At 48.1% G+C, this 26079-nt stretch carries 22 protein-coding genes and 2 pseudogenes; 2 read left to right on the plus strand and 22 right to left on the minus strand.

The window, feature by feature from the left end; genetic code table 11:
* Positions 1 to 26: 26 nt before the first annotated feature.
* Together AC6I3O_RS18390 and AC6I3O_RS18395 are read left to right on the plus strand one after the other, a co-directional pair.
* Positions 27 to 1322 carry a sensor histidine kinase gene (locus AC6I3O_RS18390; protein ID WP_497852092.1) on the plus strand — a complete coding sequence of 432 codons (1296 nt, stop codon included), beginning with the start codon at positions 27 to 29 and terminating at the stop codon, positions 1320 to 1322.
* 6 nt (positions 1323 to 1328) lie between these two features.
* A complete protein-coding gene (locus tag AC6I3O_RS18395; RefSeq protein WP_497852093.1) occupies positions 1329 to 2048 on the plus strand; it encodes a LytR/AlgR family response regulator transcription factor in 720 nt (239 codons plus the stop codon).
* Between the two features lie 83 nt (positions 2049 to 2131).
* On the opposite strand, the pseudogene AC6I3O_RS18400 reads toward AC6I3O_RS18395, so the two are convergent.
* The 22 genes and pseudogenes from AC6I3O_RS18400 to AC6I3O_RS18505 form a co-directional block, all read right to left on the minus strand.
* A pseudogene (locus AC6I3O_RS18400) lies at positions 2132 to 2330 on the minus strand (TnpV protein); the annotation flags it as partial.
* Positions 2331 to 2625: 295 nt separating this feature from the next.
* A complete protein-coding gene (gene mnmM, locus AC6I3O_RS18405) occupies positions 2626 to 3189 on the minus strand; it encodes a tRNA 5-(aminomethyl)-2-thiouridylate-methyltransferase MnmM (RefSeq protein ID WP_497853515.1) in 564 nt (187 codons plus the stop codon).
* Between the two features lie 20 nt (positions 3190 to 3209).
* Positions 3210 to 7865 (minus strand): PolC-type DNA polymerase III, encoded by a 4656-nt coding sequence (locus tag AC6I3O_RS18410; RefSeq protein ID WP_497852094.1) that lies wholly within the window; start codon positions 7863 to 7865, stop codon positions 3210 to 3212.
* Positions 7858 to 8913, minus strand: coding sequence for a flavodoxin-dependent (E)-4-hydroxy-3-methylbut-2-enyl-diphosphate synthase (ispG, locus tag AC6I3O_RS18415; protein ID WP_497852095.1), 1056 nt, complete (start codon positions 8911 to 8913; stop codon positions 7858 to 7860). The genes AC6I3O_RS18410 and ispG overlap by 8 nt, the downstream gene beginning before the upstream one ends.
* A gap of 105 nt (positions 8914 to 9018) precedes the next feature.
* Positions 9019 to 9477 carry a hypothetical protein gene (locus tag AC6I3O_RS18420; RefSeq protein ID WP_497852096.1) on the minus strand — a complete coding sequence of 153 codons (459 nt, stop codon included), beginning with the start codon at positions 9475 to 9477 and terminating at the stop codon, positions 9019 to 9021.
* An 87-nt stretch (positions 9478 to 9564) separates the two neighbouring features.
* Entirely contained in the window at positions 9565 to 9798 is a 234-nt protein-coding gene (locus AC6I3O_RS18425) for a hypothetical protein (protein WP_497852097.1), read from the minus strand.
* Positions 9799 to 9838: 40 nt separating this feature from the next.
* Positions 9839 to 10798 carry a carbohydrate kinase family protein gene (locus tag AC6I3O_RS18430; RefSeq protein WP_497852098.1) on the minus strand — a complete coding sequence of 320 codons (960 nt, stop codon included), beginning with the start codon at positions 10796 to 10798 and terminating at the stop codon, positions 9839 to 9841.
* A gap of 78 nt (positions 10799 to 10876) precedes the next feature.
* Entirely contained in the window at positions 10877 to 11257 is a 381-nt protein-coding gene (locus AC6I3O_RS18435; RefSeq protein WP_497852099.1) for a hypothetical protein, read from the minus strand.
* Between the two features lie 322 nt (positions 11258 to 11579).
* Complete coding sequence (locus tag AC6I3O_RS18440) at positions 11580 to 12638, minus strand: helix-turn-helix domain-containing protein (RefSeq protein WP_497853517.1); 1059 nt, start codon at positions 12636 to 12638, stop codon at positions 11580 to 11582.
* Positions 12633 to 13781, minus strand: a pseudogene (locus AC6I3O_RS18445) (double-cubane-cluster-containing anaerobic reductase); the annotation flags it as partial. The pseudogene AC6I3O_RS18445 and the gene AC6I3O_RS18440, both read right to left, overlap by 6 nt.
* A gap of 8 nt (positions 13782 to 13789) precedes the next feature.
* Entirely contained in the window at positions 13790 to 14929 is a 1140-nt protein-coding gene (locus AC6I3O_RS18450) for a helix-turn-helix domain-containing protein (RefSeq protein ID WP_497852100.1), read from the minus strand.
* An 88-nt stretch (positions 14930 to 15017) separates the two neighbouring features.
* Positions 15018 to 16247, minus strand: coding sequence for a M20 metallopeptidase family protein (locus tag AC6I3O_RS18455; RefSeq protein ID WP_497852101.1), 1230 nt, complete (start codon positions 16245 to 16247; stop codon positions 15018 to 15020).
* A 75-nt stretch (positions 16248 to 16322) separates the two neighbouring features.
* On the minus strand, positions 16323 to 17063 hold the full coding sequence (locus tag AC6I3O_RS18460) for an amino acid ABC transporter ATP-binding protein (protein ID WP_497853519.1): 741 nt from the start codon (positions 17061 to 17063) through the stop codon (positions 16323 to 16325).
* Between the two features lie 45 nt (positions 17064 to 17108).
* Positions 17109 to 17990, minus strand: coding sequence for a transporter substrate-binding domain-containing protein (locus AC6I3O_RS18465; protein ID WP_497852102.1), 882 nt, complete (start codon positions 17988 to 17990; stop codon positions 17109 to 17111).
* Positions 17991 to 18074: 84 nt separating this feature from the next.
* A complete protein-coding gene (locus AC6I3O_RS18470; RefSeq protein WP_497852103.1) occupies positions 18075 to 18737 on the minus strand; it encodes an amino acid ABC transporter permease in 663 nt (220 codons plus the stop codon).
* A 258-nt stretch (positions 18738 to 18995) separates the two neighbouring features.
* Positions 18996 to 19175 (minus strand): hypothetical protein, encoded by a 180-nt coding sequence (locus AC6I3O_RS18475; protein ID WP_497852104.1) that lies wholly within the window; start codon positions 19173 to 19175, stop codon positions 18996 to 18998.
* Positions 19176 to 19328: 153 nt separating this feature from the next.
* On the minus strand, positions 19329 to 21071 hold the full coding sequence (locus AC6I3O_RS18480) for an NADH-dependent [FeFe] hydrogenase, group A6 (RefSeq protein ID WP_497852105.1): 1743 nt from the start codon (positions 21069 to 21071) through the stop codon (positions 19329 to 19331).
* Positions 21072 to 21086: 15 nt separating this feature from the next.
* Complete coding sequence (nuoF, locus tag AC6I3O_RS18485) at positions 21087 to 22970, minus strand: NADH-quinone oxidoreductase subunit NuoF (protein ID WP_497852106.1); 1884 nt, start codon at positions 22968 to 22970, stop codon at positions 21087 to 21089.
* 18 nt (positions 22971 to 22988) lie between these two features.
* Positions 22989 to 23483, minus strand: a complete 495-nt coding sequence (gene nuoE / locus AC6I3O_RS18490; RefSeq protein ID WP_497852107.1) for an NADH-quinone oxidoreductase subunit NuoE — start codon at positions 23481 to 23483, stop codon at positions 22989 to 22991.
* A gap of 144 nt (positions 23484 to 23627) precedes the next feature.
* The gene (locus AC6I3O_RS18495; RefSeq protein ID WP_497852108.1) at positions 23628 to 24095 is read right to left on the minus strand and encodes a precorrin-2 dehydrogenase/sirohydrochlorin ferrochelatase family protein; all 468 of its coding nucleotides are present in this window, start codon (positions 24093 to 24095) and stop codon (positions 23628 to 23630) included.
* A gap of 48 nt (positions 24096 to 24143) precedes the next feature.
* A complete protein-coding gene (locus AC6I3O_RS18500; protein ID WP_497852109.1) occupies positions 24144 to 24680 on the minus strand; it encodes a M48 family metallopeptidase in 537 nt (178 codons plus the stop codon).
* A gap of 163 nt (positions 24681 to 24843) precedes the next feature.
* Positions 24844 to 26070, minus strand: coding sequence for an ABC transporter substrate-binding protein (locus AC6I3O_RS18505; protein ID WP_497852110.1), 1227 nt, complete (start codon positions 26068 to 26070; stop codon positions 24844 to 24846).
* Positions 26071 to 26079 lie beyond the last annotated feature (9 nt).

Below are 26079 nucleotides of genomic sequence, written 5' to 3' on the forward strand. Positions count from 1 at the left end.
ACTATCGAAAGAAGGAATATATTGAAATGCTGCTATCTTTTTTTCGGCTTTCCCTTGCTATCCGCAATGTATGGCCTCAGCATATGAACTTCAAAGCGTTTAGCGTACTTTATATACTGCTGTTGGCTGCTGGAATGCCTGTAACGCTCCTCGCCTGTGTTCCATATGGTTTGTTCGGTATTCTGGTGGCGGTATGTATTTATGGGTTGATTGCTTGCCGTGACACTGCGCCACAGAATGTTTTTATGGGTATGATTGGATGTATGCTTGCCGTTGTGACAGAGAATTTGCTGGCAAATTTTCTTTATACACTGATTCCCTCACCTTTATCAAATCAGTGGTATTTTTTTTACGGCATCGATTTGATTTATACTTTGCTGTTTTATTGGATTACGCTGCTTTGCGGCAAGCTGCTGAAAAAAATATTCCTGTCTGGCAAAGGCATTTTGCGCCTTCCGCAGACATGGTATGTGATAGATGCTGCATTACTGCTCCTTATAACCATCTATCTGTTTGATAATTTGATTCCAGGACAAAACGGCTCTGTTGGCAGAATGATATATAATAATGCTTTACACATTTCGGGGTATCTGCTTGTGATGTGTTGTTTGCTTCTGGCTATGCGCCGCTCTTATCTGGAACAGATACAGACCGAATCAAAGCAGAAAGCCATGCAGGACTTACAGGACTACACACGGAATTTAGAAGCTATGTATAACGGCTTGCGCTCCTTTAAGCATGATTATGTTAATATTCTGCTCTCTCTGTCTGGTTATATAGAAGATGGTGATATGGATAGGTTAAAGGATTTTTTTGAAAGCAAAATCTTCCCAACAAAGAATTTGATTACAGGGGGAGATTATAAGCTGAACCAGCTTAGCAACATCGGCGTGTTGGAAATCAAAAGCCTGCTCTCCGCAAAAATGATTTACGCCCATGAATCGGGGATTGACATCACCATTGATATCCCCGATAAAGTGGAAAGTTTTCTGATAGACACGGTAGACCTTGCCAGAATACTGGGAATCTTTTTAGACAATGCGATGGAAGCCACATTGGAGACAGAACAGCCGCAAATAGGCTTAAATATTATCCAGAATAAAACCGGCGTATCAATCATCATAAGCAACCGCTTTCTGGATAACGGTGTAATGTTGCATAAATTAAAGCAAAAAGACTTTAGCACAAAAATCGGACATCAAGGAATCGGGCTTTGGAACGCCCAGAAAATCATCAGTTCTTATGACAACGTGCTATTAGAAACAACAATGAAATGCGACTATTTTACACAACATATAGAACTTACTGATAGAAAGGAATGACATCATATGCTGGATATCTTTGTATGCGAAGACAATGCCGCACAGCGGCGGACTGTTGTAAATATCATTCAAAATACTGTTCTGATAGAAGAATTAGATATGCAGCTTACTTTAGATACAGGAGACCCTTATATGTTGTTGGAAAAAGTCAAGACCAGCCAGAACACAGGCATTTATTTCCTTGACATTGACTTGAACAGCAACATGAATGGAATGAAGCTGGCACAGCAAATCAGATTGTATGACCCCCGTGGTTTCATCATATTCATAACAGCACATTCAGAACTGAGCTATATGACTTTTCAGTATCGGGTAGAGGCGATGGACTTTGTATTAAAAGACAATCCTGCCGAAGCGAAAGTGAAACTCAGAGAATGTCTATTAAATGCTATGGAACGACATACGCTCCAAACCAACAAGACACATAAGGTCTATACCCTTGAAGTTGGCGGACGAAAAATCAACGTGAATTATGAGGATATTTTATTTTTTGAAACTTCCAGCAATATCCATAAAGTCATTCTCCATTCAAAAGACCGCCAGATTGAATTTCCCAGCACTTTAAAAGAACTAACAGGCGTATTGGACAGCAATTTTGTGCGTTGCCATCGGGCATTTTTGGTAAACAAAAATAATATAAAAGAAGTTGACACTAAAAATCGAATCATCCATTTTGCCAACGGAGAAACTTGCCTGATGTCCACACGCATGATGAAAGGGCTTTAAAGCAATTTTCAATACTGTCATCTTCACATTGAAATTGCATTGTTTGACGAAAATAGGGGTGAGGTTTTCCCCACCCTTATCTTTTACATTTGAATAATTTCCTCGTTCACAATCTCCCTCGCACAAGCCCTTATGTTATTGAGCCGTCCTGTCCATTCTACGGCATTTTCTTCCTTTAGCCGTTCCGTTATGCCCTGTGCCTGTTTCATGCCCTTTATGAGCCTTTCAAAGCGTTCCTGTGCTTGCCTGTCAATGTCGGAGATAGGCGTTAAGCCTGCCCTTAAACACAATTTTTGAGTTTTATCCTTATCTGGTTTCATTCATAGCTCATTGCATGCACATTCCCGTTTCCACCAGATACCATGTATTTGGCATGCTACACTATCTTCTCGTTCTTCCACTGATACATACACCTTACTCATCTTCTCCGCCCCTTTCATCTGTCAATTTGGCTATAGCCTTTCTAAATAAGGGTTTCCTTTGACAGTTTCGTACACCTCGTATCTAAAATTATACTTTTTAAGATATAAAACGTCAAGTTTTCCAAACATATATTCTATTAAAAAATTCAATAACCTTACTTCTTAAAAATAAACACAGGCAATGGCGGATGGTTCGCCCGATTGTAATACGCATTCACAATCACAGTATATTCCCGCGCCGGAAGATTCTGGATGTATCCCAGAATCTTCTTCTTCTCCTCAAACCCCGTATCCCCACCGCTGTAAATGCACAGGCTCATCATCCCGCCATGCTTTAAAATCCCAAGCCCTTTTTTAACCGCCTCCACGCTGGTATCCGCCGATGTGGAGACCCTATGGTCGCCTCCCGGCAGATACCCGAAATTAAAACAAATCACATCTGCAGTCTCTGGTTTCGCATACCGCTCCATATGCTCATGTCCGTCCAACACCAGCTCTGCCCGCTTGCGCATACCAGATTCCTCAAGTAACTGTCCCGTCCGTCGCAAAGCCTCCTCCTGCACATCAAACGCCAGGACACGTCCCGATTCCCCCGCAAGCTTGCAGAGGAACAGCGTGTCATTGCCTTTCCCCATGGTAGCGTCAATATAGAATCCTTCTGCCTGCGCCTGACAGCGGATAATCTCATGACACCAAAACGTAATCTGCGACTGCCTCAATCTCATCCCCCCATACCAACCTACAAATCAAACAGCGACAACTGGTTCGACTCCGGCAGCCCTTTCAAAATCCCCAGCTTCACCATATAATCAATCACACTCTTGCTCGCCTTCGTCCGCTGCCGGAAATCATCCAGCGAGAGATACTGCCCATCCTTGGACGCCTCTTCCACAGCCTCCGCCGCCTTATCCCCCATGCCTTCAATACTGACCAGCGGCGGCATCAGCTTCCCGTTCACAATCAGGAACTTAGAAGCCTTGGCCTGATAGATATCCATAGGCTCGAACTCGTACCCTCTGGCATACATCTCCTGCACCAGCCGCATATCCTTCATGGTATCCTGCTCCTTCTTGCTCAGGGCATCCGAACGCCGGTTGTAATCGTCAATATACCGTTTCAGGTTCTCCTTTCCCTGGCACATAATTTCATAAGAAAATGCATCCGCACGAATCCCAAAATAAGCCCCGTAATACGCCAGCGGAAAGTTAATCTTACAGTAAGCAATCCGGTACGCCATCATGACGTACGCCGCCGCATGAGCCTTCGGGAACATATACTTAATCTTCTCACAAGACCAGATGTACCAGTCCGGCACGTCGTGAGCCTTCATATCCTCCCTAAACCGGGGCCAATCCTTACATTTTCCCTTGGCCACAGTCCCTTTCCGCACCCGCTCCATAATGGTAAAGGACTGCTCCGAGTCCATCCCCTTATTAATCAGATAGGTCATAATATCGTCACGGGTACAGATTGCCGTAGAAATCGTCGCCTTTCCGGAGCGGATCAACTCCTGGGCATTATTCAGCCACACATCCGTCCCATGGGACAGCCCGGAGATCCGAATCAAGTCCGACAAGGTCTGGGGCTTCGTGTCCACCACCATCTGGATAACAAAATCCGTCCCGAACTCCGGAATTCCAAGGCACCCCACCGGGCATCCCCCGATATCATCCGGCGTAATCCCAAGCGCCGACGTATCATGGAACAGGGAAATCACCCCCTTATCGTCCAGAGGGATATTCGTTGCCACAAACTTATTGTCCGTCTCGTTATATTCATTTTCCATGGCAGGAGAACTGATATACTCCTCCAGCGTCTTAATCATCGTCGGGTCATCATGCCCCAGGATATCAAGCTTCAACAGGTTGTGGTCAATGGAATGGTAGTCAAAATGGGTGGTCACGATATCCGTATTCATGTCGTTCGCCGGATGCTGCACAGGCGTAAAGGTATTAATCTCCTCGCCTAAAGGCAGTACGATAATTCCCCCTGGATGCTGCCCGGTACTCCTGCGGATACCCGTACAGCCAAGGACAATCCGGTCAATCTCACATTTTCGTTTTCCCTGCCCCCGCTCGGTAAAATAATTCTTCACATAGCCAAAGGCCGTCTTATCCGCCAGCGTTCCAATGGTTCCCGCCCGGTACGTCTGCCCCGCCCCGAAAATGACCTCCGTATACTTATGGGCAAGGCTCTGGTAATCCCCGGAGAAATTAAGGTCGATATCCGGCTCTTTATTCCCCTTGAACCCAAGGAACGTCTCAAACGGGATATCAAACCCGTCCTTTACAAGCGGCTCCCCGCAGACCGGACACGCCTTATCCGGCATATCCCATCCGCATCCCCCTGCATAGGCCCTAACTTCCTCAGACTCAAAATCACTGTAATGGCAATGGCTGCAATAATAATGGGGGCTTAAAGGGTTTACCTCCGTAATCCCCGCCATCGTCGCCACAAAGGAAGAGCCTACCGAACCTCTGGAGCCTACCAGATATCCGTCTTCGTTGGACTTCCACACCAGCTTCTGGGCAATAATATACATTACGGCAAATCCGTTAGATATGATAGAATTAAGCTCCCTCTCCAACCGCTCCGTCACCACTGGGGGCAGATTCTCCCCGTACATGGAATGCGCCTTCTGGTAACAGATTTCCCGCAAAAGTTTATCCGAATCCGGAATCACAGGCGGGCATTTATCCGGGCGCACAGGCGTAATCCGCTCCACCATGTCCGCAATCCGGCAAGGGTTGTCAATCACGATTTCCTGCGCCTTGGCAGAGCCAAGATACTCAAACTCTTCCAGCATCTCATCCGTAGTCCTAAGGAACAGCGGCGACTGGTTGTCCGCATCGGAAAATCCCTTTCCCGCCATAATGATACGCCGGTATACCTCGTCGTCCGGCTCCATAAAATGCACGTCGCAAGTCCCCACCACAGGCTTGTTGAAACGTTCCCCCAGCTCCACGATTTTCCGGTTGATCTCCTTCAAATCTTCTTCACTCTGAACCTTTGTGATACGCTCGCTTTCAATCATAAACCGGTTGTTGCCAAGGGGCTGTATTTCCAGATAGTCGTAGAAATTCACAATCCGCGCAATCCGCTCCTCCGACTTCTCATTCAATAATGCCTGATAAAGCTCTCCCGCCTCACAGGCGCTCCCCACAATCAGCCCCTCCCGGTACTTCGACAGCTCGCTCTTGGGTATTCTTGGCCTTCTGGCATAGTATTCCAGATGGGACTTAGACACCAGCGTATAAAGGTTCACACGCCCAATCTCATTTTTAGCAAGGATAATCACATGATAGGTGGGCAGCTTCTTCACCGCATCCCCATTGTTGGCCCCGAACTGGTTCAGTTTCGTAAGGTCTGTGATATTCCTGTCTCTTAACATCTCGATGAACTTCACGAAAATCTCCGCCGTCGCCCCTGCGTCGTCCACAGCCCGGTGATGGTTTTCCAGAGAAATATGAAGGGCATTTGCCACCACATTCAATTTGAACTTGGACAGGGTGGGAAGCAGAATCCGCGCCATCGCCACCGTATCCACAGAGGTAAAGTCCGGCACAATATCCTGATACCGTAAGTTTTGCTCAATAAACCCCACGTCAAAGGAGGCATTGTGCGCCACCAGAACAGCGTCCCCGATAAATGCAAGAAACTCAGGCAGCGCCGTCTCAATATCCGGCGCGTCCAGCACCATCTCATCCGTAATGCTGGTAAGCTGGGTAATCTGGAAGGGAATCGGCACCTTAGGATTCACAAATGTACTGAACTTCTCCGTAATCTTCCCCTGCTCCACCTTCACGGCGCCGATTTCGATAATCTTATCCTTAATCGGACTGAACCCCGTGGTCTCCAAGTCAAATACCACATACGTCCCGCAAAGCGGCTGTCCTTTCTCATTCACAGCCACATCCGCAAGGTCGTCCACCAGATATCCCTCCACACCGTAAATGACCTTGAAAGGATCGTCCTTGTCAAGGGTCTCGATATAGTGGTTGGCGTCCGGGAATGACTGCACCACCCCGTGGTCTGTGATGGCTAACGCCTTATGCCCCCAGTCATGGGCGCGTTTCAGCAAATCCTTTACCTCCGTCACGCCGTCCATGTCGCTCATTTTCGTATGGCAGTGCAGCTCCACACGTTTCTTAGGCGCCGTATCTTTGCGGGACTCTGTAAAATCACTGATTTTGCGGATGCCTGCCACAGAAGAAATAACCAGCTCACCGTCAAATTTATCAATATTGGTCACGCCTTTGATTTTCAGGAACGCGCCCATTTTTACTTCGCCCAGTATGTCGGGGAGCTGGTCATTTCTGACAAACAGCTTGATTGTGATGGTATCCGTAAAGTCAGTCACAGAGAATATGACAATCGTCTTCTCATTGCGAATCTCACGTGTCTCAAAACTGATCACTTTCCCCCGGAACGTAATCTCTCCCATCTCGCCTACTACCTGGCGAAGCTCCATCGGCTCGTCGTTAAAGTCGCGTCCATAGACCAGGTTCGGGTCGTCTGAGGATTTCCCCCATGAGCCTTTGGAAAATCCTCTTTTTTTCGATGCACCGAAAGAACTTTTAAAATTCTTATTTTCTTTCGGTACATCTATATTTTCGTTTCCGCCGCCGGACGTCTGGCTCTTTTTGCCCGAATCCCGTGCAGCAGTCTTTCCGGAGCCTCTGCCTTCATCCTGTCCCGCAGCCTTCCCAAAGCCGCCGGAATGGCTTTCACCATTCTGCCCGAAAGCGTCATCCCCGGTGGGCATTCCTTCCCCGTCTGCCTGCTGCCCCTTCTTCCTCGCATTTTCCTGCTGGATGGTGGCGTTCACTTTCAGAATCTCTTCCACTTCCTGTTTCAGTTTTATCTCATTATATTTTAAAGCGCTCTCCTTAGGCTTCTCATACCGCACCCGAATCTCAATGGGACGCCGGAATCTGTGCCGGAACACATCCGTAAGATAATTGGTAATCGACTCCCGTTTCCCCTGCGCCACAATGGAATCCCTAAGCGTAAGGCACAGGATATTCTCATCCTGGAACTCGAAACTTGAATTCTGGAGCATACTGCGTTCCACCACACTCTTTTGGTCAAGTTCCAGAAGGAAACTGTCGAAATACTCATTCATCAGATTCTCCGGCGTATACTGCTCAGACAGGTCGTACTGCTCCTTCACCTCAATCTTTATAAAGCTGCGCCCGAACAACTGCTCCTTTAACTTCCGTTCCACCTCATAGACACATTTTTTCTGAATCAGGTAACGGCTTAACAGATGCACCTTAATAAAGTCCCGTTCCGAATTTGTGGTCACTTTGCTGACCTCAGCCTGCTCAAATATGCCGCGGAGTTCATCATCTACTTTTAATGTAGGAAATACCTCAAAGAATGGCTTACTCATTCCAGTTCAACAACTCCTGTCTCAATGTCTCTAATAGCTGGTCTTCCTTTACCTTCTTTACAACCTCGCCCTTCTTAATCAACAGCCCTTCGCCGATGCCGCCTGCAATCCCTATGTCTGCCTCCTTCGCCTCGCCTGGCCCATTGACCACGCATCCCATGACAGCCACCTTGATATTCAGCGGGATATCCTCCACCATCTGCTCCACCCGGTTCGCAAGCCCGATTAAGTCAATCTTCGTCCTGCCGCAGGTAGGGCAGGAAACCACCTCAATACCTCCCTTGCGCAATCCCAGTGTCTTGAGTATCAGTTTCGCAGACCGAATCTCCTCCACAGGATCGCCTGTCAATGACACACGGATGGTATCGCCGATGCCCTGGTTGAGAATCAGCCCTAACCCGATAGAGGACTTAATATTTCCCGCAAGAAGGGTTCCCGCCTCCGTAATGCCTACATGCAGGGGATAAGGGCATTCTCTGGCAATCAGCTCATGGGCCTTCACACACATCATCACATCCGAGGACTTTATACTTACCACCAGATTGCCGTACCCCATCTTCTCAATCATATGTACCTTGTCCATGGCGCTCTCCACTAATCCTTCGGCAGTCACGCCTCCGTACCGTTCCAACAAAGGCTTCTCTAAAGACCCGCTGTTGACCCCTACCCTGATGGGGACCTGATACTCCTTTGCCGCATCTACCACAGCCTGTACCCTTCCTGCGTCCCCGATATTGCCGGGATTAATCCGAATCTTGTCCGCACCGTTCTCAATGGCGGCAATGGCAAGCCGATAATCAAAATGGATGTCCGCCACCAATGGGATATGGATGTTCTCTTTAATCTGACCAATGGCCTGAGCTGCCTCCATGGTTGGTACGGCACAGCGGATAATCTCACAGCCAGCCTTCTCAAGAGCCAAAACCTGCGCTACCGTCCCTGACACATCCTCTGTCTTCGTGTTTGTCATAGACTGGATGGCAATAGGGCTTCCTCCCCCGATTGTAACATCTCCAATCTGAACCTTTCTTGTCTCATCTCTGTACATACCGCTTCTTACCCCTTTCTATTTTTCCTGCCTAAACCATAGTTTATGAATTGTAATGAAATACCCCTCTACCGCATATCTAAGCCCGATAGAGGGGTATCCTTATCACTCTTTTATCAATACTAACTGTTCGCCGTACTCCCGTTCCGTCAAGGTAAGCTGCTCCTGATCCACACTGTAATCAAAAGTGGTAATTACCGTTGATAACGCCTGCCGGATCTCTTCCTCCGTATACTGTCCGCTCGTCTTGTCAGCCAGCTTCTGAAATCCCGCCTCATCCGGCGTGATGGTAATGGTCTTCTCATCCTTATTCAGCGTATACTTCATATCCACATCCACACTTACAGCTTCTTCCGCCTCTGGAATCGTAATCACCATGGAACCGTTCTTCATAATAGACATATTAAAATTCCCGTCTTCATCCGCCCAGTCACCCTCCAACGGATTCGTCGTAAATAACTTCGCAAGCAGCAATGCGGCCCCCACAATGATTACGACTGTCGAAACCGTAGTAACGATTCTCCATATTTTGCTTCTCTTTACTTCATCATTCTTCGCAATCATCTGCCTGGTCCCCACTCTTTCTATATCATTTCCTGCTTTTTATTATATGTGCTTTTTCCTATGATGTCAACGGACGACTTTTAAGGACTACCCTTCTGTCTCGACCAACAAATAGAACCCCTTGTCCGTCTTCTCAATCTTCTGAATGATACCTTTGCGGGCGTGTAATCGCTCGCTTGTCCTGTAAATTCCAGACATGGCAATGGACGGCTCCACCAGATAGGTATACTGCCCCGTCACGGCACTCCTCTCACTGATTTCAACCTCCTGCCCTTCCTTGACAAGCCCTTCCCGCTCCATCTTAAAACGGTCTACCCTCATAATCTTCCACGCTCCATCTTAAACAGTCTGCTTCCGATTGTCAGGCTTCCAGAAGTTTTGTAATCTCTTCCGGCTCCGGCATGGAACGGATTGCACCCTTCTTCATGGTAATCAACGCCGCACCACCATTGGCATAAGTCAGGATATCCCCCAGGAGCTCTTCGGTCAGGTTCTCAAGCCCGTGTGTCAACACCCCGTTAATCGCGCATCCGCAGAAAGTATCCCCCGCCCCGGTCGTCTCAATCGCCTTCACGGTAAATCCTTTGCGCTCCACGCGCAAATCCTTATAATACGCCCTGCTGCCATCCTTCCCCATGGTCAGGAAAATCAACGGAATCTGATACTTCTCCTGAAGGAAACGGATTCCTTCATCATAATCTTCCTTGCCAGAGATAAACTGAATCTCATTATCCGAAATCTTGAGCACATCACAATACTGAAAACCAAACTCCATCTGCTCCTTCGCCTCATCTAAGGAACGCCAGAGCGGCGGACGTAAATTCGGGTCAAATGTAATCAAACATCCGGCTTCCTTCGCAGCTTCCAAAGCCTTCTTCGTCGCCGCCTTTACAGGTTCGTCCGTCATAGAAAGCGTGCCGAAATGAAAGACCTTAGACTGGCGGATTAACTCAAAATCCACCTCATCCTCCGTCAACATCATATCCGCTCCGGGCTTACGGTAGAAAGAAAACTCCCGGTCGCCGTCCGGAAAAGTATGTACGAAGGCAAGCGTCGTAGGAATCTCCGAATCCAGTATCAATCCCTTTGTCTCGATTCCAAGCTCCTCAATCGTACCCTTCAGCAGGCGGCCAAACTGATCCTCGCCCACTTTCCCGATAAATGCCGTCTTTCTTCCAAGTTTATTCAACATCGCAAGCACATTACACGGCGCGCCGCCGGGACATGCCTCAAATAGATTATTCCCCTGATCGCTCTTTCCATTCATCGTAAAGTCAATTAACATCTCGCCTAATGCCGTTACATCATATAATTTGTCCATACACCAGTCTCCTTCTTTCCATTTCAAGTTTGTAAATATTTTAACATATGACGGAGAATTTTAAAAGGGGGACAATTTTTATAAATGCTTTTTCAGAAGTAGTTTGAGATAATTTTTCTTAAAATTACGGACAGAGCCAAAAAATTCTTGCTCTGATCGAGAAAATATATTAGCATCTGCCTTTTCTCTTAGGAGTTCCATTGTACATAGTAAATCAGCAACTTGAAAAAGTTTATAATTCATGGGTTTTACTTTCCGAAACTCTACTTGAACATAGAGCGTATGAAAAACAGAAGTCAAGATCTTTGTCAGTTCAACCTGTCCATTATCATAGTAAACAATAATATGGTCAAATTGTCTCCAAAAATCTTGATGTATTCTGAATACATCTACAATCGCCTTGGACACTTTGGAAGTTAAAGAGACTATATCCTGACATTCATCCTTTCTAATCTTCACACAGACATACCTGATATTCAATCTTCTTGTGAAATGAAACAGTGCATGAAAGAGTCTTTTACGCTCCTCCATATAATCATTCCTATACACAGATTCCCGTCGGATTAAGGGCCCCGTATGGACAGCACAAATCTTTCTTTGTAACAAAAATGGCGAGGAAATTCCCCGCCGTTTCGGTGGACCAGGGTCTTTCGACCAGCCCTGTCAGTGATATCACTGTTTTTATCTATTTACAATTATAATAGTCTTATCCATTTTTTTCAATGGTTTTATTTTTCTTTTCTATATTTCTCTTCGACTTTTTTCGACAATATATGCTATTTTATGCCTTCTTTCTCCGTTCAACCTCCATCACAAGCAGAATCCTCTCACAATCCGCCCCTTCCATCTCGTCCACCTCTATCATCTCATTCAGCCTTGCAATCCGCGGCAGCAGCGTATTACGGTGCAGCTTCATCTTCGCTGCGGTAGAAGCCACATTACGTTTCATCCGCAGATACCAGTAAAGAGTCTCATAGAGTTCTCTCCCAATCTTCTCAAGCTCCTCCGGATAAAAGGGCGCAAGCTCCATCTGCTCGCTCATACAGTCCACAGCAAGCTCATAGTAATAATTTTCAACCAGCCAGACATTGCCCCGATCCTTCATCTTCCCAGCAAGAGAAAGCACCCTCTCCTGAAGCCTTACATTCTCTTCTTTTTCCGATACATCCTGAAAGCCGTTACCGACCGCCACATGTCCGTCCCGGTCGCGCATACACTCCCTGCACACATCAATCAGCCGATTCCGGTCGTCCCGCCCCCTGATACAAGACACAAACATCCTCTTATCATCCGGCCGCTTTGGCCTCCCCTGAAATCCCATATCCTTCCTCGCCGCCTCGTAAATCCGTTCCAAATCCCCGGCGCATTCCGCGACCACCCAGAGATAATCCGGCTGCTCGTAATTCTCACCTTGTGAAAACTGTTTCCTCATCCTATAATTCTGAACCAGAATATCCACCAGCTGCTCCACAGGACGCCTCGTTTTCCCAGGCAGCACATACCCTGCAATCCTTCCCTGCCCATCGGGGTAATCCTTTTCAACCTTAACCAAATCTTCATAAGCCACCCGAGAATCCCCCACGGCGTCATCAGGAAATCCCCGCTTGCCAAACTCAACCCCCGCGGCAGCAACCGGAAATCCCTGCTTGTCAAACTCAAGCCCCGCACTGGCAGATGGGAATCCCTGCCTGTCAAACTCTGCTACAGGAATCCCGGTATATTCCCAGATCTCCTCAAAAATCTCCTGTTCCGGGCAGCCTCTATTCGTTCCCGACAGCACAATCCTATAACAGTCATTCATATTAGCCTGCTTCTCCTTCGACCGTTCTGCCTGTATCATCTCAATAAATGCAGTCAGCCTGGTAGCAATCTGCCCCGAATCCGCATTGGAATAGTCCGTATCCACGGCAATATAAGGAAGACGCTTCTCCTCATTCACAAATTTCCGGATATAGAACGACTCCGCCCCAGTGGAATGGCAGCCCCTTAATATCACCTCCACCACGCCTTCCACATGGTACTCGTCAATAATCTCTCCAAGCAGTTCAATCCGGTTATCATTGGGCGTCATAATCGAACATCCCGTCGCCAGATATTTTCTGGCAATCGCCCCGTAAATATCATCCGTATCCTCTTCCACCATCCGGGAAAGCGCACGGACGCCGCTGCAGTTTTCCGTCGCCACTACAACACCGCCGTTTTCCTCGACTGCACGGATGACCTTCAGGCTGTCCCCTCCAACCGGGCAGCCTGTCACCAGAATCCGTACCCTTCTCTCTTGCCTCTTACCCTGGCCATACTCCTTTAGAATCTTCTCCCTCACTCCTGCCACAAGCTCTGGGGTCGTCTGAAAATCAAATCGGTACTTACTGCCAAGCACCATCTTCTGAATATCTTCCCCCAAAACAGGCACAGGGTCCAGCTTCATCACTTCACATAAAGATTTCAGCGACATACGGATCCGATTATTCAGATGCACCGCACTGCGAGTCATCTCCTCCGTAATCACCACATGAAAAAACTCCTCCAGAAACTCCTTGGCACGTATCACCTCTCCCCGCCAGAATTCATATCCCCGCTCGGACTGGCTGTTAGGAAGCTCCATCACATGAACCGGCTTAAATTCCGCCATCATCTCATACATCTTTTTCTTGCCGTCACACGTCGTCTCACCGATTACTAAGTCCGCAAAATGAAAAAGAGGACATTTATCCTCAACAGCAAAACCATAACTGGACTTCACCAGCGGGCACATGCTCTGGGGCATGAACCGCTCTGCCGCAGGAATCGTCTCCTCTGCAAATGAACATAGGGCCACAGGGACGGCTCCCGCCGCAATCGCAAGCTCCGGCGGGAAATACGCACAATACATTCCCACCACAGGAATCCCCCGGTCCTTATACTCCTTAATCTCCAAAAAAGAGGTCTTCCTCTGTTCCCCAAACTCCTCAAAAATCTCCGGCAATTCCCGCTCAATCCTCATAGCTTATCCTAACTCCTTAACCTTTGCCCTGCAATATCATACATCATGATAAATGCCAGCAGTTCTCTGGATACCTCGAAATCATTCATATCCACGTCAATACACTCTTTAATCTGCTTCAGCCGGTAAACCAACGTATTCCTATGAATATGCAGCCTCTTCGCCGCAGCCGTGACATTATTCTCACAAAGCAGATAAGTCTTTAATGTATGATACAATTCCGTATGGTTTCTCTCATCCTCCAAAAGCAGCCGCTCAACCGAATAGTCCCTAAGCCCCGCCTTCTCAATCAGAGAGGTCGTATACGTGTACATTCCCCGCATAGACCATTCCTTTTCCCTGCGCACCACAGCACTTTCCCGGGAATCCTTAACCCATGCCATTCTCTGTAAAATCTTCTTCTTTTCCCTGCACAGGCAGATATCCGAAAAAACCTCGCTGACACAGCAGCCGCACTTTTCCGCCTCCATTGCCCCATAAACAGAAAAAGCATCCTGCTCCTTCAAATGGTACAGCAATACATACACCTCCCGGCTTTTTTCGTAAATGTACAGACAATTCCATACTGCCCGCAAAGCAGCCATCTTCTCCTGTACACGGCCGCCGTCTTTACAGAATAAAACAACAAGATAATTCCCCTCAGGGAAACCATACTCCTTAATAACCCCCGAGGCGTCCTCTTCAAAAAGAACCCATCCGGCCATATGCTCTTTAAGCGGCTGGCAGAACAGATACTGCTTCTGCTCCTCCTCGAAATACCGCTTCATATTCTGCGCCAGAATCCCTCCTAACTCATAAAAGGCTGCTTCTTCCTCCTTCTCTTCAAAAATCAGGATGACAAAGCCAATCGCCATCTTCCCTCCATATACAGGAGTGACGCATACACGGCTGCCATCCACTTCCTTTCTGTCACAGACAGCCATATAATCCTCAAAAGTAAGATGCCCCCTCCCGGCAGACACAGGGAACAACTTTTCACACATACAGGAACAGGCAAGAACTTTCCCTGTCCCTGCCGCAAATGCTACTCCTGCTTTCGTATACTCCTCAATCCTCTCCGCGATGCACATAAATATAGAATCTTCGAGCATTGCTTCAAATATAATTCTGTAACAATTCTCAATCGCAAACATATTCATCCACCCCATATGAATATTATTTCCTAGAAAATTGTATCTGTCAAATAGATTTTCCCCCTCTTAGCCGCCAATTATAGAGATTGTCTATACCTAAACTCTATAGCTTCCCCATACAGCCATAATATCCGATTGTCGCGAATACTCCCGCAGCTTTTCCCAGCACCCGGTCATCAAACCGGTAATCCGGGCTGTGAAGTCCCGGAATCTCCTTCTCGCCTGCAGGCCGGATTCCGATAAACAGATACACAGACGGTACCCTCGCACTATACTCTGCAAAATTCTCTCCTCCAAGATTATCCTCTTCAATCATATACGCCTGGCCCTGTCCGAGAATCTGCGAAGCAGCATTTCTGACTCCATTAAGGAGGCTCTGTGCATTCTCCACCGCGCCGCCGTGAAACTGCACATCTACCTCACAGGAAGCCCCGTAAACGCTGCACACAGCCTTTGCCTCCTGCTTCAATTCCCTGCCCATGATCTCCAGCGTCTCCCGTCTGGCCGCCCTCATGGTGCCGCCAAACTCACAGGTCTCCGGGATCACATTGCGCACTTTTGGGTCCCCTGCCTGCATATAAGTCACAGACATCACCTTTGACGCCGTACCCCCAATCTTCCTCGTCAGGATTGCAGGAATATGCTGGTAGATCTCCCCCGCAGCAGCAATCGGGTCAATGGTCTGCTCCGGCCAGGACGCATGTCCTTTTTTTCCGGTAATCTTCACCCGGAATGACCCCACACAACCAAATGCATACCTTCTGGCAATCCCAATCCTGCCGCTCTCGATGGAAGGCCAGCCGTGGGCGGCAAATGCCATGTCAACATCCGGAGCCTCCAGCACTTTGTCTTCACAGATTAAGGTATCTGCCCCTTTCCCCACCTCCTCTCCTGGCTGGAACACAAACTTGATACAGCCGCCCCATTCCTCCTGGATCTCTGACAGGAGCATCGCTGCGCCAATCAGCCAGGCAGCGTGCCCGTCATGGCCGCACGCATGCATACCGCCCGGATTCTTAGACTTATATCCCCATTCTCCCTTTTCCTCAATAGGGAGCGCATCTATATCCGCTCTCAGAAGGACTGTCTTCCCTCCGCTCCTTTTCCCCCGCATGACGGCAACAATCCCAAAGCCTCCGGCCTTATGCTCCTGTACCTCAAGTCCCGGTATCTTTCGGAGTTCCCGGCTGATGATTTCATGCGTCTTGGGAAGATCCACGCCAAGCTCCGGATACTGATGGAGTTCACGCCTGATCGCTGTCAGCTTTGGCTCTAACTCTCCCGCCGTCTTCTTAATCTTTTCGATTACATTTTTCTGTTCACCTGTTTCCATGTCTTCCTGCCCTTTCTACACAAAAAGAACCATCGGGAAACGCCATCCTTGCCATTTCCCGACAGTCCTTCCATACTATTTACGATTCACAAAATTCAGGAACTGTTTAAGCCTGGGATTCTCCGGATGGTCAATGATCTCCTCCGGCGTCCCGTCTGCCGCAATGCGCCCGCCGTCCATGAATAAGATCCGGGTCGCAACCTCTCTGGCAAATCCAATCTCGTGGGTTACAAGTATCATAGTCGTCCCGTCTTCTGCCAAAGATTTGATGGTATTCAGCACTTCGCCCACCAGCTCCGGATCCAATGCAGACGTCGGCTCGTCGAACAAAACCACATTAGGGTTCACAGCCAAAGCTCTTGCAATCCCTACCCGCTGCTGCTGTCCGCCGGATAATTTGGACGGATAAAAATCCTTTCTCTCTCCCATCCCCACCTTTTCAAGCAGCTCAAGAGCCGTCTTTTCCGCCTCGGCTTTCGGCTTTTTCTGGACTACCGTCAGAGCCTCCATGACATTCTCAAGAGCCGTCTTGTTCTTGAAGAGGTTATACCCTTGAAAAACCATGGAAGAATGCCTGCGGAGCTCTATGACCTCCTTTTTCGTATGGCGCTCCGCGTCCACCGTAACATCTCCGATGGTGATCAGCCCCTTCGTCGGCACAGTCAGATAGTTCAGGCAGCGAAGCAGCGTAGATTTCCCGGTCCCGGAAGGCCCGAGTATGGCAATTACCTCATTCTTGTTAATCGTAAGGCTGATATCCGTCAGAACCTTCGTATCTGCATCAAACTCTTTATAGAGATGTTCAATCTTTACCAGTTGTGTCTCTGTTCCCATAATTTTCCCAATCTTCCTGACTTTATATTATTTTTGAATCAATTCTGTCATATCCGCAAACATCCACTTCTCCGTGATTTTGCCGATGGTTCCGTCATCTAACATTTCCTGAATCACTTTGTCCAGTTCTTCTTTAAGCTCTGCGCCTTCGTCCGTCTTTGGCAGGAAATATGCTACATTGTTCGCCAACAGATTCTCCTCGAAGAAACGGAAGTCAGCCTCGCCATTATTGTGGGAAAATGCATTTACATTGGTCGTGGTATTGGCATAAGCGTCAATTCGTTCAAGCATTAAGTCATTCATACCCACCGCGCTGTCTTCATAAAGCTTCACTTCAAATCCAATCTCCGCTCCGAGATCCTCAATAATCGTCTGCGCCGCCTGTCCGTTCGTACATCCGACTACCTTGCCCTTCAAGTCCTCTACCGTCTTATAGCTGCTGCTGTCATTGACGATGACACACTGGGCGTCTCCATAATAGGGAATCGTTGCATTGTACTTTTCTTCTCTCTCCGGCTTCACAGCAGTACAGTTGGCCACTACGTCTGCCCGGGCCGTATCAAGTTCTCCCCACATGGCGTCAAATGCCGCCTGTTTTACCTCCACTTCCCATCCGGTACGCTCTTCTATCTCAGCCCACATCTCGGCGTCAATCCCTGTCCATGTCCCATCATCTGCCAGAAGGGTGTACGGCTCTCCTGTCCCTGATGTCACGAGGGTAACTTTCCGGTCTGAATATCCGGTATCAGAATCAGCATCAGAGCCTTCGTCTGCATCATCTGCCGTCCCTTCAGATTCTGTCTTAGCCTCATCCTTTCCAGAATCACCGGAACCACTGTTCCCGCATCCTGCTGCCATTGTCATTGCCATGGCTGTCACTAATAAAGCTGCTATCAAACGTCTCTTCATAATTCTTCTTCTCCTCTTTTCGATTTAATCTATCTTAAATAGGACGCCTTGCAGATTCTGCCGGCTTCCCAGTTAAGATCCCGCTTAATACATCGTCGCACACTTCTTCTCCAGAAGCTTATGTACTAATCCAAGGATAAAAATAATTACCCAGTAGATGAGCATGACTGCCGCATAGATTTCAAAGTACCGGAAAGTCCTTGCGCCCTCAATCTTCGCGGCTCCCATGATATCCGGCACGCCAAGCATGAACGCCAGGGACGTCTGTTTGATCAGGTTGATAATATCATTGAACAATGGCGGAAGCGCCACACGGACTGCCTGCGGAATGATAATCCGCCATACCAGCTGAAGGTTCGTCATTCCCAGAGAATAAGCGGCTTCTTTCTGCCCTTCGTCCACGGAAAGCAGCGCGCCTCTGATACTCTCAGACATGAATGCCCCCATGTTCAGGCTCATGACTACCGCAACCGCAATCAGAGGAGTCATGTCGCGCACAAATGCACTGTAAAGGGCCACTCCATAATAGAAAAAATACAGCTGTGCCACAATCGGGGTTCCTCTCATAATGGATACATACACCCGGGTAAACTGATACAATGCCGGAATCTTGTAATAGCCGATGATGGCGATGATGACTCCCACTAACAGCGCAAATATGGTCGCCACGATGGTCAGTTCAAATGTGACGTTGACCTTGCTTGCGATTACAGGGAGAACTTCTAAAAAATAACTTACTTTAAACATCTCATCTTCTCCAGACTCTTTTTTAGAATTTGTATTTCATACGTTATTATTTTAACTTTTTCGACATATTTTTCATCGTCATTCCTATACAAACAAAAGATTTAATTTTGTAAACTTCGCACATTTTCTATGAATAGAGCTATTTATAGAAAATTTCTATTGCAATAAATATTTATCGCCGTATTGATACCTGTATGGTTGGATTGCACGCAAAAAACGCCCGTCTGCCAATGCAAACGAGCGTTCTTGTAATTAATTTTAATATTCTGTACTGAGCAGGAAATCCTCCCAAACGGACATAATTTGCAAGCTCAGCTTTTCCATAATCATTTTCAAAATTGTAGACTTCCCGCAGCGCCGTACTCCTGTGAGTATCTTCACAAACGGCGTATTTACATAAGCCATTATCTTATCCACATACATAGGTCTGTAAATCATCCTGACCACCTCCGTCTGCAAAATATTATACCGCATTTCGCGTTTTATGGTAATGGTCAGTTCTTACAAAAACTCGAAATTTCCTATAAAGCAAGAAATAGCGCCTCTGCTTCGGCAAAAGCAAGGCGCTATCCCTAATATCTGCAATCTATATTAATTCACAGACCGTTTCACATAACTGGTATGCAGTGTCTCATGTGCCTTATGACTTCCCGGCGCTCCCAGATACTCCTCATAGAGCTTCTTAATCTCCGGATTCTCATGTGACTTACGTATCGTCTTCGCTGCATCGCTGCGGTACAGCACACCCGCCCGGATGCCCCGCACATCCGTAAAGTTACGGACATCGCCGGATACCTGCGGCTGTCCGCCGCCGTTCACACATCCGCCCGGACATCCCATGATTTCGATGAAATGATACTCTGCCTCGCCAGCCTTCACTCTTCTAAGCAGCTCTGCCGCATTGCCAAGCCCGGACGCAACGGCAACCTTCACATCCATGCCTGCCACATGGTAGGATGCCTCCTTGATTTCTTCCGTCCCGCGCACATCCGTGAACTCCAGATTCGCAAGCTCCTCACCAGTCAGCGTCTCCACAGCCGTACGCAGGGCCGCTTCCATCACGCCTCCCGTCGCCCCGAAGATGACGCCCGCGCCAGTAGACTCGCCCATCGGATTATCAAATCCTTCCTCCGGCAGCGCCGTGAACTCAATCCCGCACCGCTTAATCAGCCGCGCAAGCTCCCTTGTGGTGATTGCAATATCCACATCCGGTACTCCGGCAGCGCTCTGGTCTTCCCTTCCAATCTCGAACTTCTTTGCCGTACAAGGCATTACGCTGACAGACACGATTTTCTTAGGGTCGATCCCTTCCTTCTCGGCAAAGTAGGTTTTGAGCATGGCGCCGAACATCTGCTGCGGCGACTTACAGGTTGAGAGATTCTCCGTCATATCCGGGAAATAATGCTCGCAATATTTGATCCATCCCGGCGAACAGGAGGTAATCATGGGCAGTACGCCGCCGTTCTTAACCCGGTCTATCAGCTCGTTCGCTTCTTCCATAATGGTAAGGTCTGCCGCCCAGTCCGTATCGAATACCTTGTCGAATCCGATTCTGCGCAATGCCGCCGCCATCTTGCCTTCCACATCGGTTCCCATGGGATAACCGAACTCCTCTCCAAGCCCTGCGCGGACAGAAGGCGCTGTCTGCACCACCACATATTTCTCTGGGTCTGCAATGGCTTCGATAATCTGCTTCGTATAATCCTTCTCATAAAGTGCGCCCGTCGGACAGACCGCGATACACTGGCCGCAGGATACACAGCTTGTTTCCCCAAGCCCCATCTCGAACGCAGAACCAATCATCGTCGCAAATCCCCGGTTATTCGGTCCGATTACGCCGATTCCCTGTGTCTTCTCACAGACAGCCACACAACGGCGGCACAAGATACATTTATTATTGTCCCGAATCATATGGGCGGCGGAATCGTCCAGCTCATAATGGTTCATCTCGCCCTCATAGAAATCCTCATCCTCCACACCATACTCATGACATAACTGCTGCAATTCACAGTTTCCGCTCCTTACGCATGAAAGGCATTTCTTATCGTGATTGGACAAAAGGAGCTGCAAAGTCTTCTTCCTGGACTCAATCAGGTTCGGTGTGTTGGTGTATACTTCCATCCCCTCGTTGACCGGATGTACGCATGCGGCCACCAAATTCCTTGCACCCTTTACTTCTACGACGCACATACGGCATGCGCCGATTTCATTGATTTCTTTTAAATAACAAAGCGTCGGTATCCGGATTCCTGCAAGATGCGCTGCTTCAAGGATTGTAGAGCCAAAAGGAGCGGATACGTCAAGACCGTTGATTTTAAGATTTATATTTTCCATATTCTCCATCCTCCATTACTCTTTATAAATCGCGCCGAAACGGCATTTTTCCATACATGCGCCGCATTTTACGCACTTGTCCTGATTAATCATATGGGGTTCTCTCACGGAGCCTGTAATCGCATCGTTCGGACAAGTCCTTGCACACAGGGTACAGCCTTTACATTTGTCCGCGTCAATCTTATAAGAGAGAAGGGCTTTACATACGCCTGCCGGACACTTCTTGTCAACAATATGTGCTATATATTCATCTTTAAAGTAACGCAGGGTGGAAAGTACCGGGTTCGGCGCCGTCTGCCCCAGTGCGCACAGAGAATTGGACTTCAAATGTGCCGCCAAATCTTCCAGCTTATCCAAGTCTTCCATGGTTCCCTGTCCATTGGTAATCTTCTCCAGGATTTCCAACATACGCCGGGTTCCGATACGGCACGGCGTACATTTCCCACAGGATTCGTCTACCGTAAATTCCAGGAAAAACTTCGCAATATCCACCATACAGGTATCTTCATCCATGACAATCAATCCGCCGGAACCCATCATGGAACCGATGGCTATCAGGTTGTCATAATCAATCGGCACGTCAAAATGCTCGGCCGGGATACATCCTCCGGATGGCCCTCCGGTCTGGGCTGCCTTGAACTTCTTGCCGCCCGGGATGCCGCCGCCTATCTCTTCTACAATCTCACGCAGCGTAGTCCCCATGGGAATCTCTACGAGCCCCGTATTCTTTACTTTACCGCCAAGGGCAAATACTTTCGTTCCCTTGGACTTCTCTGTTCCCATATCCGCAAACCAGCCTGCACCGTTCAGGATAATCTGCGGAATGTTCGCCAGCGTCTCTACGTTGTTCAAAATAGTCGGCTTCCTAAATAATCCTTTCAGCGCCGGGAACGGCGGACGGGGACGGGGTTCTCCTCTGTTGCCTTCGATGGACGTCATAAGCGCAGTCTCTTCCCCGCAGACAAACGCGCCTGCACCCAGACGAAGCTCAATGTCAAAATCAAATCCTGTGCCGAAAATATCCTTTCCCAGCAGTCCATACTCTCTCGCCTGCCCAATAGCAATATTGAGACGCTCTACAGCGATAGGGTACTCGGCACGGACATAGATATACCCCTGGGATGCGCCGATGGCATAGCCGGCGATTGCCATTGCCTCTAATACTACGTGAGGATCGCCTTCCAGCACGGAACGGTCCATAAATGCGCCCGGGTCTCCTTCGTCGGCGTTACAGCACACATACTTCTGCTCCGCCTGATTCGCCGCCGCGAACTTCCATTTTAACCCGGTGGGGAAACCTGCGCCGCCGCGCCCGCGAAGCCCGCTGTCCAGAATGATCTGGATGACCTCCTCCGGCTTCTTTGTCGTCAGCACCGTGCCAAGGGCCTCATATCCCCTTGTGCCGATGTACTCTTCAATATTCTCCGGGTTGATGACTCCACAGTTGCGCAGCGCCACCCTGTGCTGTTTCTTATAGAACTGGGTCTCCTGCAAAGGCAGAATCTCGTTATTCCCCTTGACCGTCTCGTCATACAACAGACGCTCTACCACATTCCCTTTTAATAAATGCTCGGACACAATCTCCGGGATATCCTCTTCCTTTACCATGGCATAGAACGCGCCTTCCGGATATACAATCATAATCGGCCCTAATGCACACAGGCCAAAACATCCTGTCTTTACCACGCCGACTTCGTCTTCCAGACCGTTTTTCTTAATTTCTTCTACTAACCTCTCCCGGATCTTCTGGCTGCCCGAGGAAGTACAGCCTGTTCCGCCGCATACAAGGACATGTGTACGGTATTTCGTGCCTTCTTCGTGAGCCTGATTCCCAGAACGGATGCCGATAGCCCCCTGATTTCTTTCTCTTATCGCTTTTAATTCTTCCAGAGATTTCATTCTATCCTTATTCCTCCCTTACTCATACTTCGCCAGAATGTCGTCGATATCGTCCACTGTGAGCCGTCCATACACCTCGTCGTTGACCATCATGACCGGCGCCAGCCCGCATGCGCCCACACATCGGCAGGCATCCAGGGAAAATTTCCCATCAGGCGTACATTCGCCTCCGACAATCCCCAGCTTTTCCATTAATTTGTTGTAAATATCTCCGGAGCCTTTGACATAACAGGCTGTCCCAAGACAGACGGATATACGGTATCTCCCCTTAGGATTCAAGTTGAACTGTGAATAAAATGTAGCGACTCCATAAATCTTCTCCAATGGTATCCCCGTCTCATCGGAAATCATCTTCTGGACCTCATAAGGCAGATATCCATAGATATCCTGCGCTTTCTGCATAATCGGCATCAAAGCGCCCTTCTCATCCTTCAGCTCGTGAATCACGGCTAACAGTTCTTTCTCCTGTTCCTTTGTACCATTAAACTGAACCGTAGATTTGTTAGAAAGCATTCGTGTTATACCTCCCTTGATCATTATATTTTTGTAACTTATGTAACCATATCCACTAAATTTTATTTTTACATAATAATTTTCAAAAATCTACAAATTACGACATTAAATTGTGTTAATTTTCTGACACCTTTGTTCGCTATTTCACGAGCAATCTTCCTTTAATATCTGCTCCACTTTTTCCCTGATTTCCCGCACCTTCCGGTGATCCGTCCCACCCGAGCAGAATCCCATCACCAGATTCTCCTGACAGAGGATTCCCGGGAAATAGAAGTCGCACAGTTCTTTCTTATGAGAAGTATTGACAGGAATATTCTTCGCCTTGCAGTCTTCCACGACACGCATGTTGCAGTCAGCGTCATTGGTCGCCGCCAGCACCAAATCCGCATGAGCAAGGACGCTCTCATGGTAGGCGTCAGGAATCCATTGAATTTGCTTTTTCTTGCTTAACTGCCGCAGCCTCTCCGTAACCTCGGGGGCAACAACACTAATATTATCTGAAAATTCCAGAAGGGCTTCGATTCTTCGTGCCGCAATCTTTCCGCCGCCGATTACAACAATTCTTTTCTTTGATATATTTATGAATAATGGAAAATATGGTTTCTTTTCCAACTGTTATCCCATCCTTTCTCACTCACCAGCCATCCCCTGCGAGATTCTTTAAAATGCAGCCGAGAATTCATGAAGACGTTTTCTGCGTTCCTGGTAATCCGGCAAGACTTGTTCTACGATTTTCCAGAAATCCCTGGAATGGTTCATCTCTTTCCTGTGTGCCAGTTCATGCACAACCACGTAATCTAGTATTTCCGGAGGCATCAGCGTAAGTTTCCAGTTAAAATTCAGATTTCCCTTGCCGCTGCAGCTCCCCCATCGTGTCTTCTGCTCCCGAATCGTAATCCTGCCGTAGGAAACTCCCATCATACGGGCATAATATTCCACACGCTGCGGGAATATCTCCCTCGCTTTCTCCACGCCCGCCTTGCGCATTGCCTCTGTAATTACGGTCTTCTGCCCCTGCGCTTCTTTCAGCTTTCTCTGGTTCCTGGCAATCCAGTCCATCCGCTCCTCTAAGAACTTCTCCACCTGTGTACGGGATACGGAATAAGGGGTACGCACGACTACACAGCCGTCTGCCCTGATTTGGATTGCAAGCGTCCTTCTCCCTGATTTCACCCATTCATATGTAATCTTTTCCATCTTTATGCTCACTTCTCCTCATATTTCTTGCCGATGTATTTATCATATCATACAACGGCAAGTTTCACATAGGAAAATATACGTCCCCTTTTTGCGCAATAGCAAACAGGGCGCAGTCTTATCTGACCGCACCCCGGGTATTTTTATCTATTATTTTGATCATTTATTTTGATAATCCAAACTTCTCAGACACAACCGGATTCTCTTTCTGCTTTACAGGAACAGTTGCATTTTCCGGCTCCACAGGATCGCCGACTGTCAGCCCTTCAATCTCTTCATCCGGGCAAACCGGCGTCCAAGCCAGTTCCATTACATCGTCCGCCGTCATGTCCTTCTCTGTGATGATTCCAAGACGGATATAGTCTTCCGCGATTTCTTTCAGCGCCCTCTCGGTAAATGCGTCAGACAGCCCAAAATGAAGGGAATCCCAGAATACCATCTGATCGTCTTTCTCTCCGGTCATCTTATCCGTATCATACATTGCCTGAACCGCCTCCTCAGAATTCAGACGGCTGTACTCGCCGGCGCGCTTAATCGCCATTACCACATATTTTGCATGTACCGGATTCTCCTCGATGAACTTGTTATTCATCGCTGTTACACAGCATGGCTCGTCCTGAAATTCCGGGCTATAGGTAATGGAACAGATCATACGCATATCTTCCGGATAATTTGCAAGTACGAAGTAATCTGAGAAAATCGAAGCGTCAACCTCACCGCTTTCCAGTGCCGCTACCGTAGCCGCACTGTCGGCAATATCAAGATACTCTACATCCTTCGTCGGGTCAACACCGTACTCGTCCAGAAGACGATATGTAATATTCTGGTCAGAATTTCCGATACCGTCATGGATTGCAATCTTCTTGCCCTTTAAGTCTTCCACCGTCTTAATATCGCTGTCAGCATTGACGAAAATGGACTTACAGCCGATATGCGCCCCTGCAACGAAGGTCATGTCTACCCCGTTGGTTACGGGTACAAGCATAGTCGCAATGTGATCTGTCCCCCACAAACACTGGCCAGTACCGACAGTAGTCACAACTGAGTCACCTTCCATATAGGTAGCATTGATCCCATATTCTTCATAGTATCCCTGCACTTCCGCCATATATTTCGCAGACACACAAGCGCCGCCGTTAAACAGGTAGTGAATCTCCGTGCCAAACACCGGCTCTTTCTGCATAGCCTCCCAGTCTTCCTCAGAAACTGCCTCCGGACGTTCTACGTCAGCTTTTGCTCCATCGTCGCTCTTGCTTTCGCTTTTGCTCTCAGTCTTTGCTGAATCATCCTTACTTGCCGGCTCTCCCGGTGTCCCGCAGGCAGCCAATGATACCGTCATAGCCGCAGCCATTGCCGCTGCTGCCAGACGTTTGACATCCATCCATTTCATAGTACTTTT

The organism is Sporofaciens sp. St.21A7 (assembly GCF_059728535.1).

Coding starts and splice junctions, on each gene's coding strand:
- AC6I3O_RS18390 (WP_497852092.1), top strand. CDS start 27: ATGCTGCTATCTTTTTTTCGGCTTTCCCTTGCTATCCGCAATGTATGG.
- AC6I3O_RS18395 (WP_497852093.1), top strand. CDS start 1,329: ATGCTGGATATCTTTGTATGCGAAGACAATGCCGCACAGCGGCGGACT.
- AC6I3O_RS18410 (WP_497852094.1), bottom strand. CDS start 7,865: ATGAGTAAGCCATTCTTTGAGGTATTTCCTACATTAAAAGTAGATGAT.
- ispG (WP_497852095.1), bottom strand. CDS start 8,913: ATGTACAGAGATGAGACAAGAAAGGTTCAGATTGGAGATGTTACAATC.
- AC6I3O_RS18420 (WP_497852096.1), bottom strand. CDS start 9,477: ATGATTGCGAAGAATGATGAAGTAAAGAGAAGCAAAATATGGAGAATC.
- AC6I3O_RS18425 (WP_497852097.1), bottom strand. CDS start 9,798: ATGAGGGTAGACCGTTTTAAGATGGAGCGGGAAGGGCTTGTCAAGGAA.
- AC6I3O_RS18430 (WP_497852098.1), bottom strand. CDS start 10,798: ATGGACAAATTATATGATGTAACGGCATTAGGCGAGATGTTAATTGAC.
- AC6I3O_RS18440 (WP_497853517.1), bottom strand. CDS start 12,638: ATGATACAGGCAGAACGGTCGAAGGAGAAGCAGGCTAATATGAATGAC.
- AC6I3O_RS18450 (WP_497852100.1), bottom strand. CDS start 14,929: ATGGGGTGGATGAATATGTTTGCGATTGAGAATTGTTACAGAATTATA.
- AC6I3O_RS18455 (WP_497852101.1), bottom strand. CDS start 16,247: ATGGAAACAGGTGAACAGAAAAATGTAATCGAAAAGATTAAGAAGACG.
- AC6I3O_RS18465 (WP_497852102.1), bottom strand. CDS start 17,990: ATGAAGAGACGTTTGATAGCAGCTTTATTAGTGACAGCCATGGCAATG.
- AC6I3O_RS18470 (WP_497852103.1), bottom strand. CDS start 18,737: ATGTTTAAAGTAAGTTATTTTTTAGAAGTTCTCCCTGTAATCGCAAGC.
- AC6I3O_RS18475 (WP_497852104.1), bottom strand. CDS start 19,175: ATGATTTACAGACCTATGTATGTGGATAAGATAATGGCTTATGTAAAT.
- AC6I3O_RS18480 (WP_497852105.1), bottom strand. CDS start 21,071: ATGGAAAATATAAATCTTAAAATCAACGGTCTTGACGTATCCGCTCCT.
- nuoF (WP_497852106.1), bottom strand. CDS start 22,970: ATGAAATCTCTGGAAGAATTAAAAGCGATAAGAGAAAGAAATCAGGGG.
- nuoE (WP_497852107.1), bottom strand. CDS start 23,483: ATGCTTTCTAACAAATCTACGGTTCAGTTTAATGGTACAAAGGAACAG.
- AC6I3O_RS18500 (WP_497852109.1), bottom strand. CDS start 24,680: ATGGAAAAGATTACATATGAATGGGTGAAATCAGGGAGAAGGACGCTT.
- AC6I3O_RS18505 (WP_497852110.1), bottom strand. CDS start 26,070: ATGAAATGGATGGATGTCAAACGTCTGGCAGCAGCGGCAATGGCTGCG.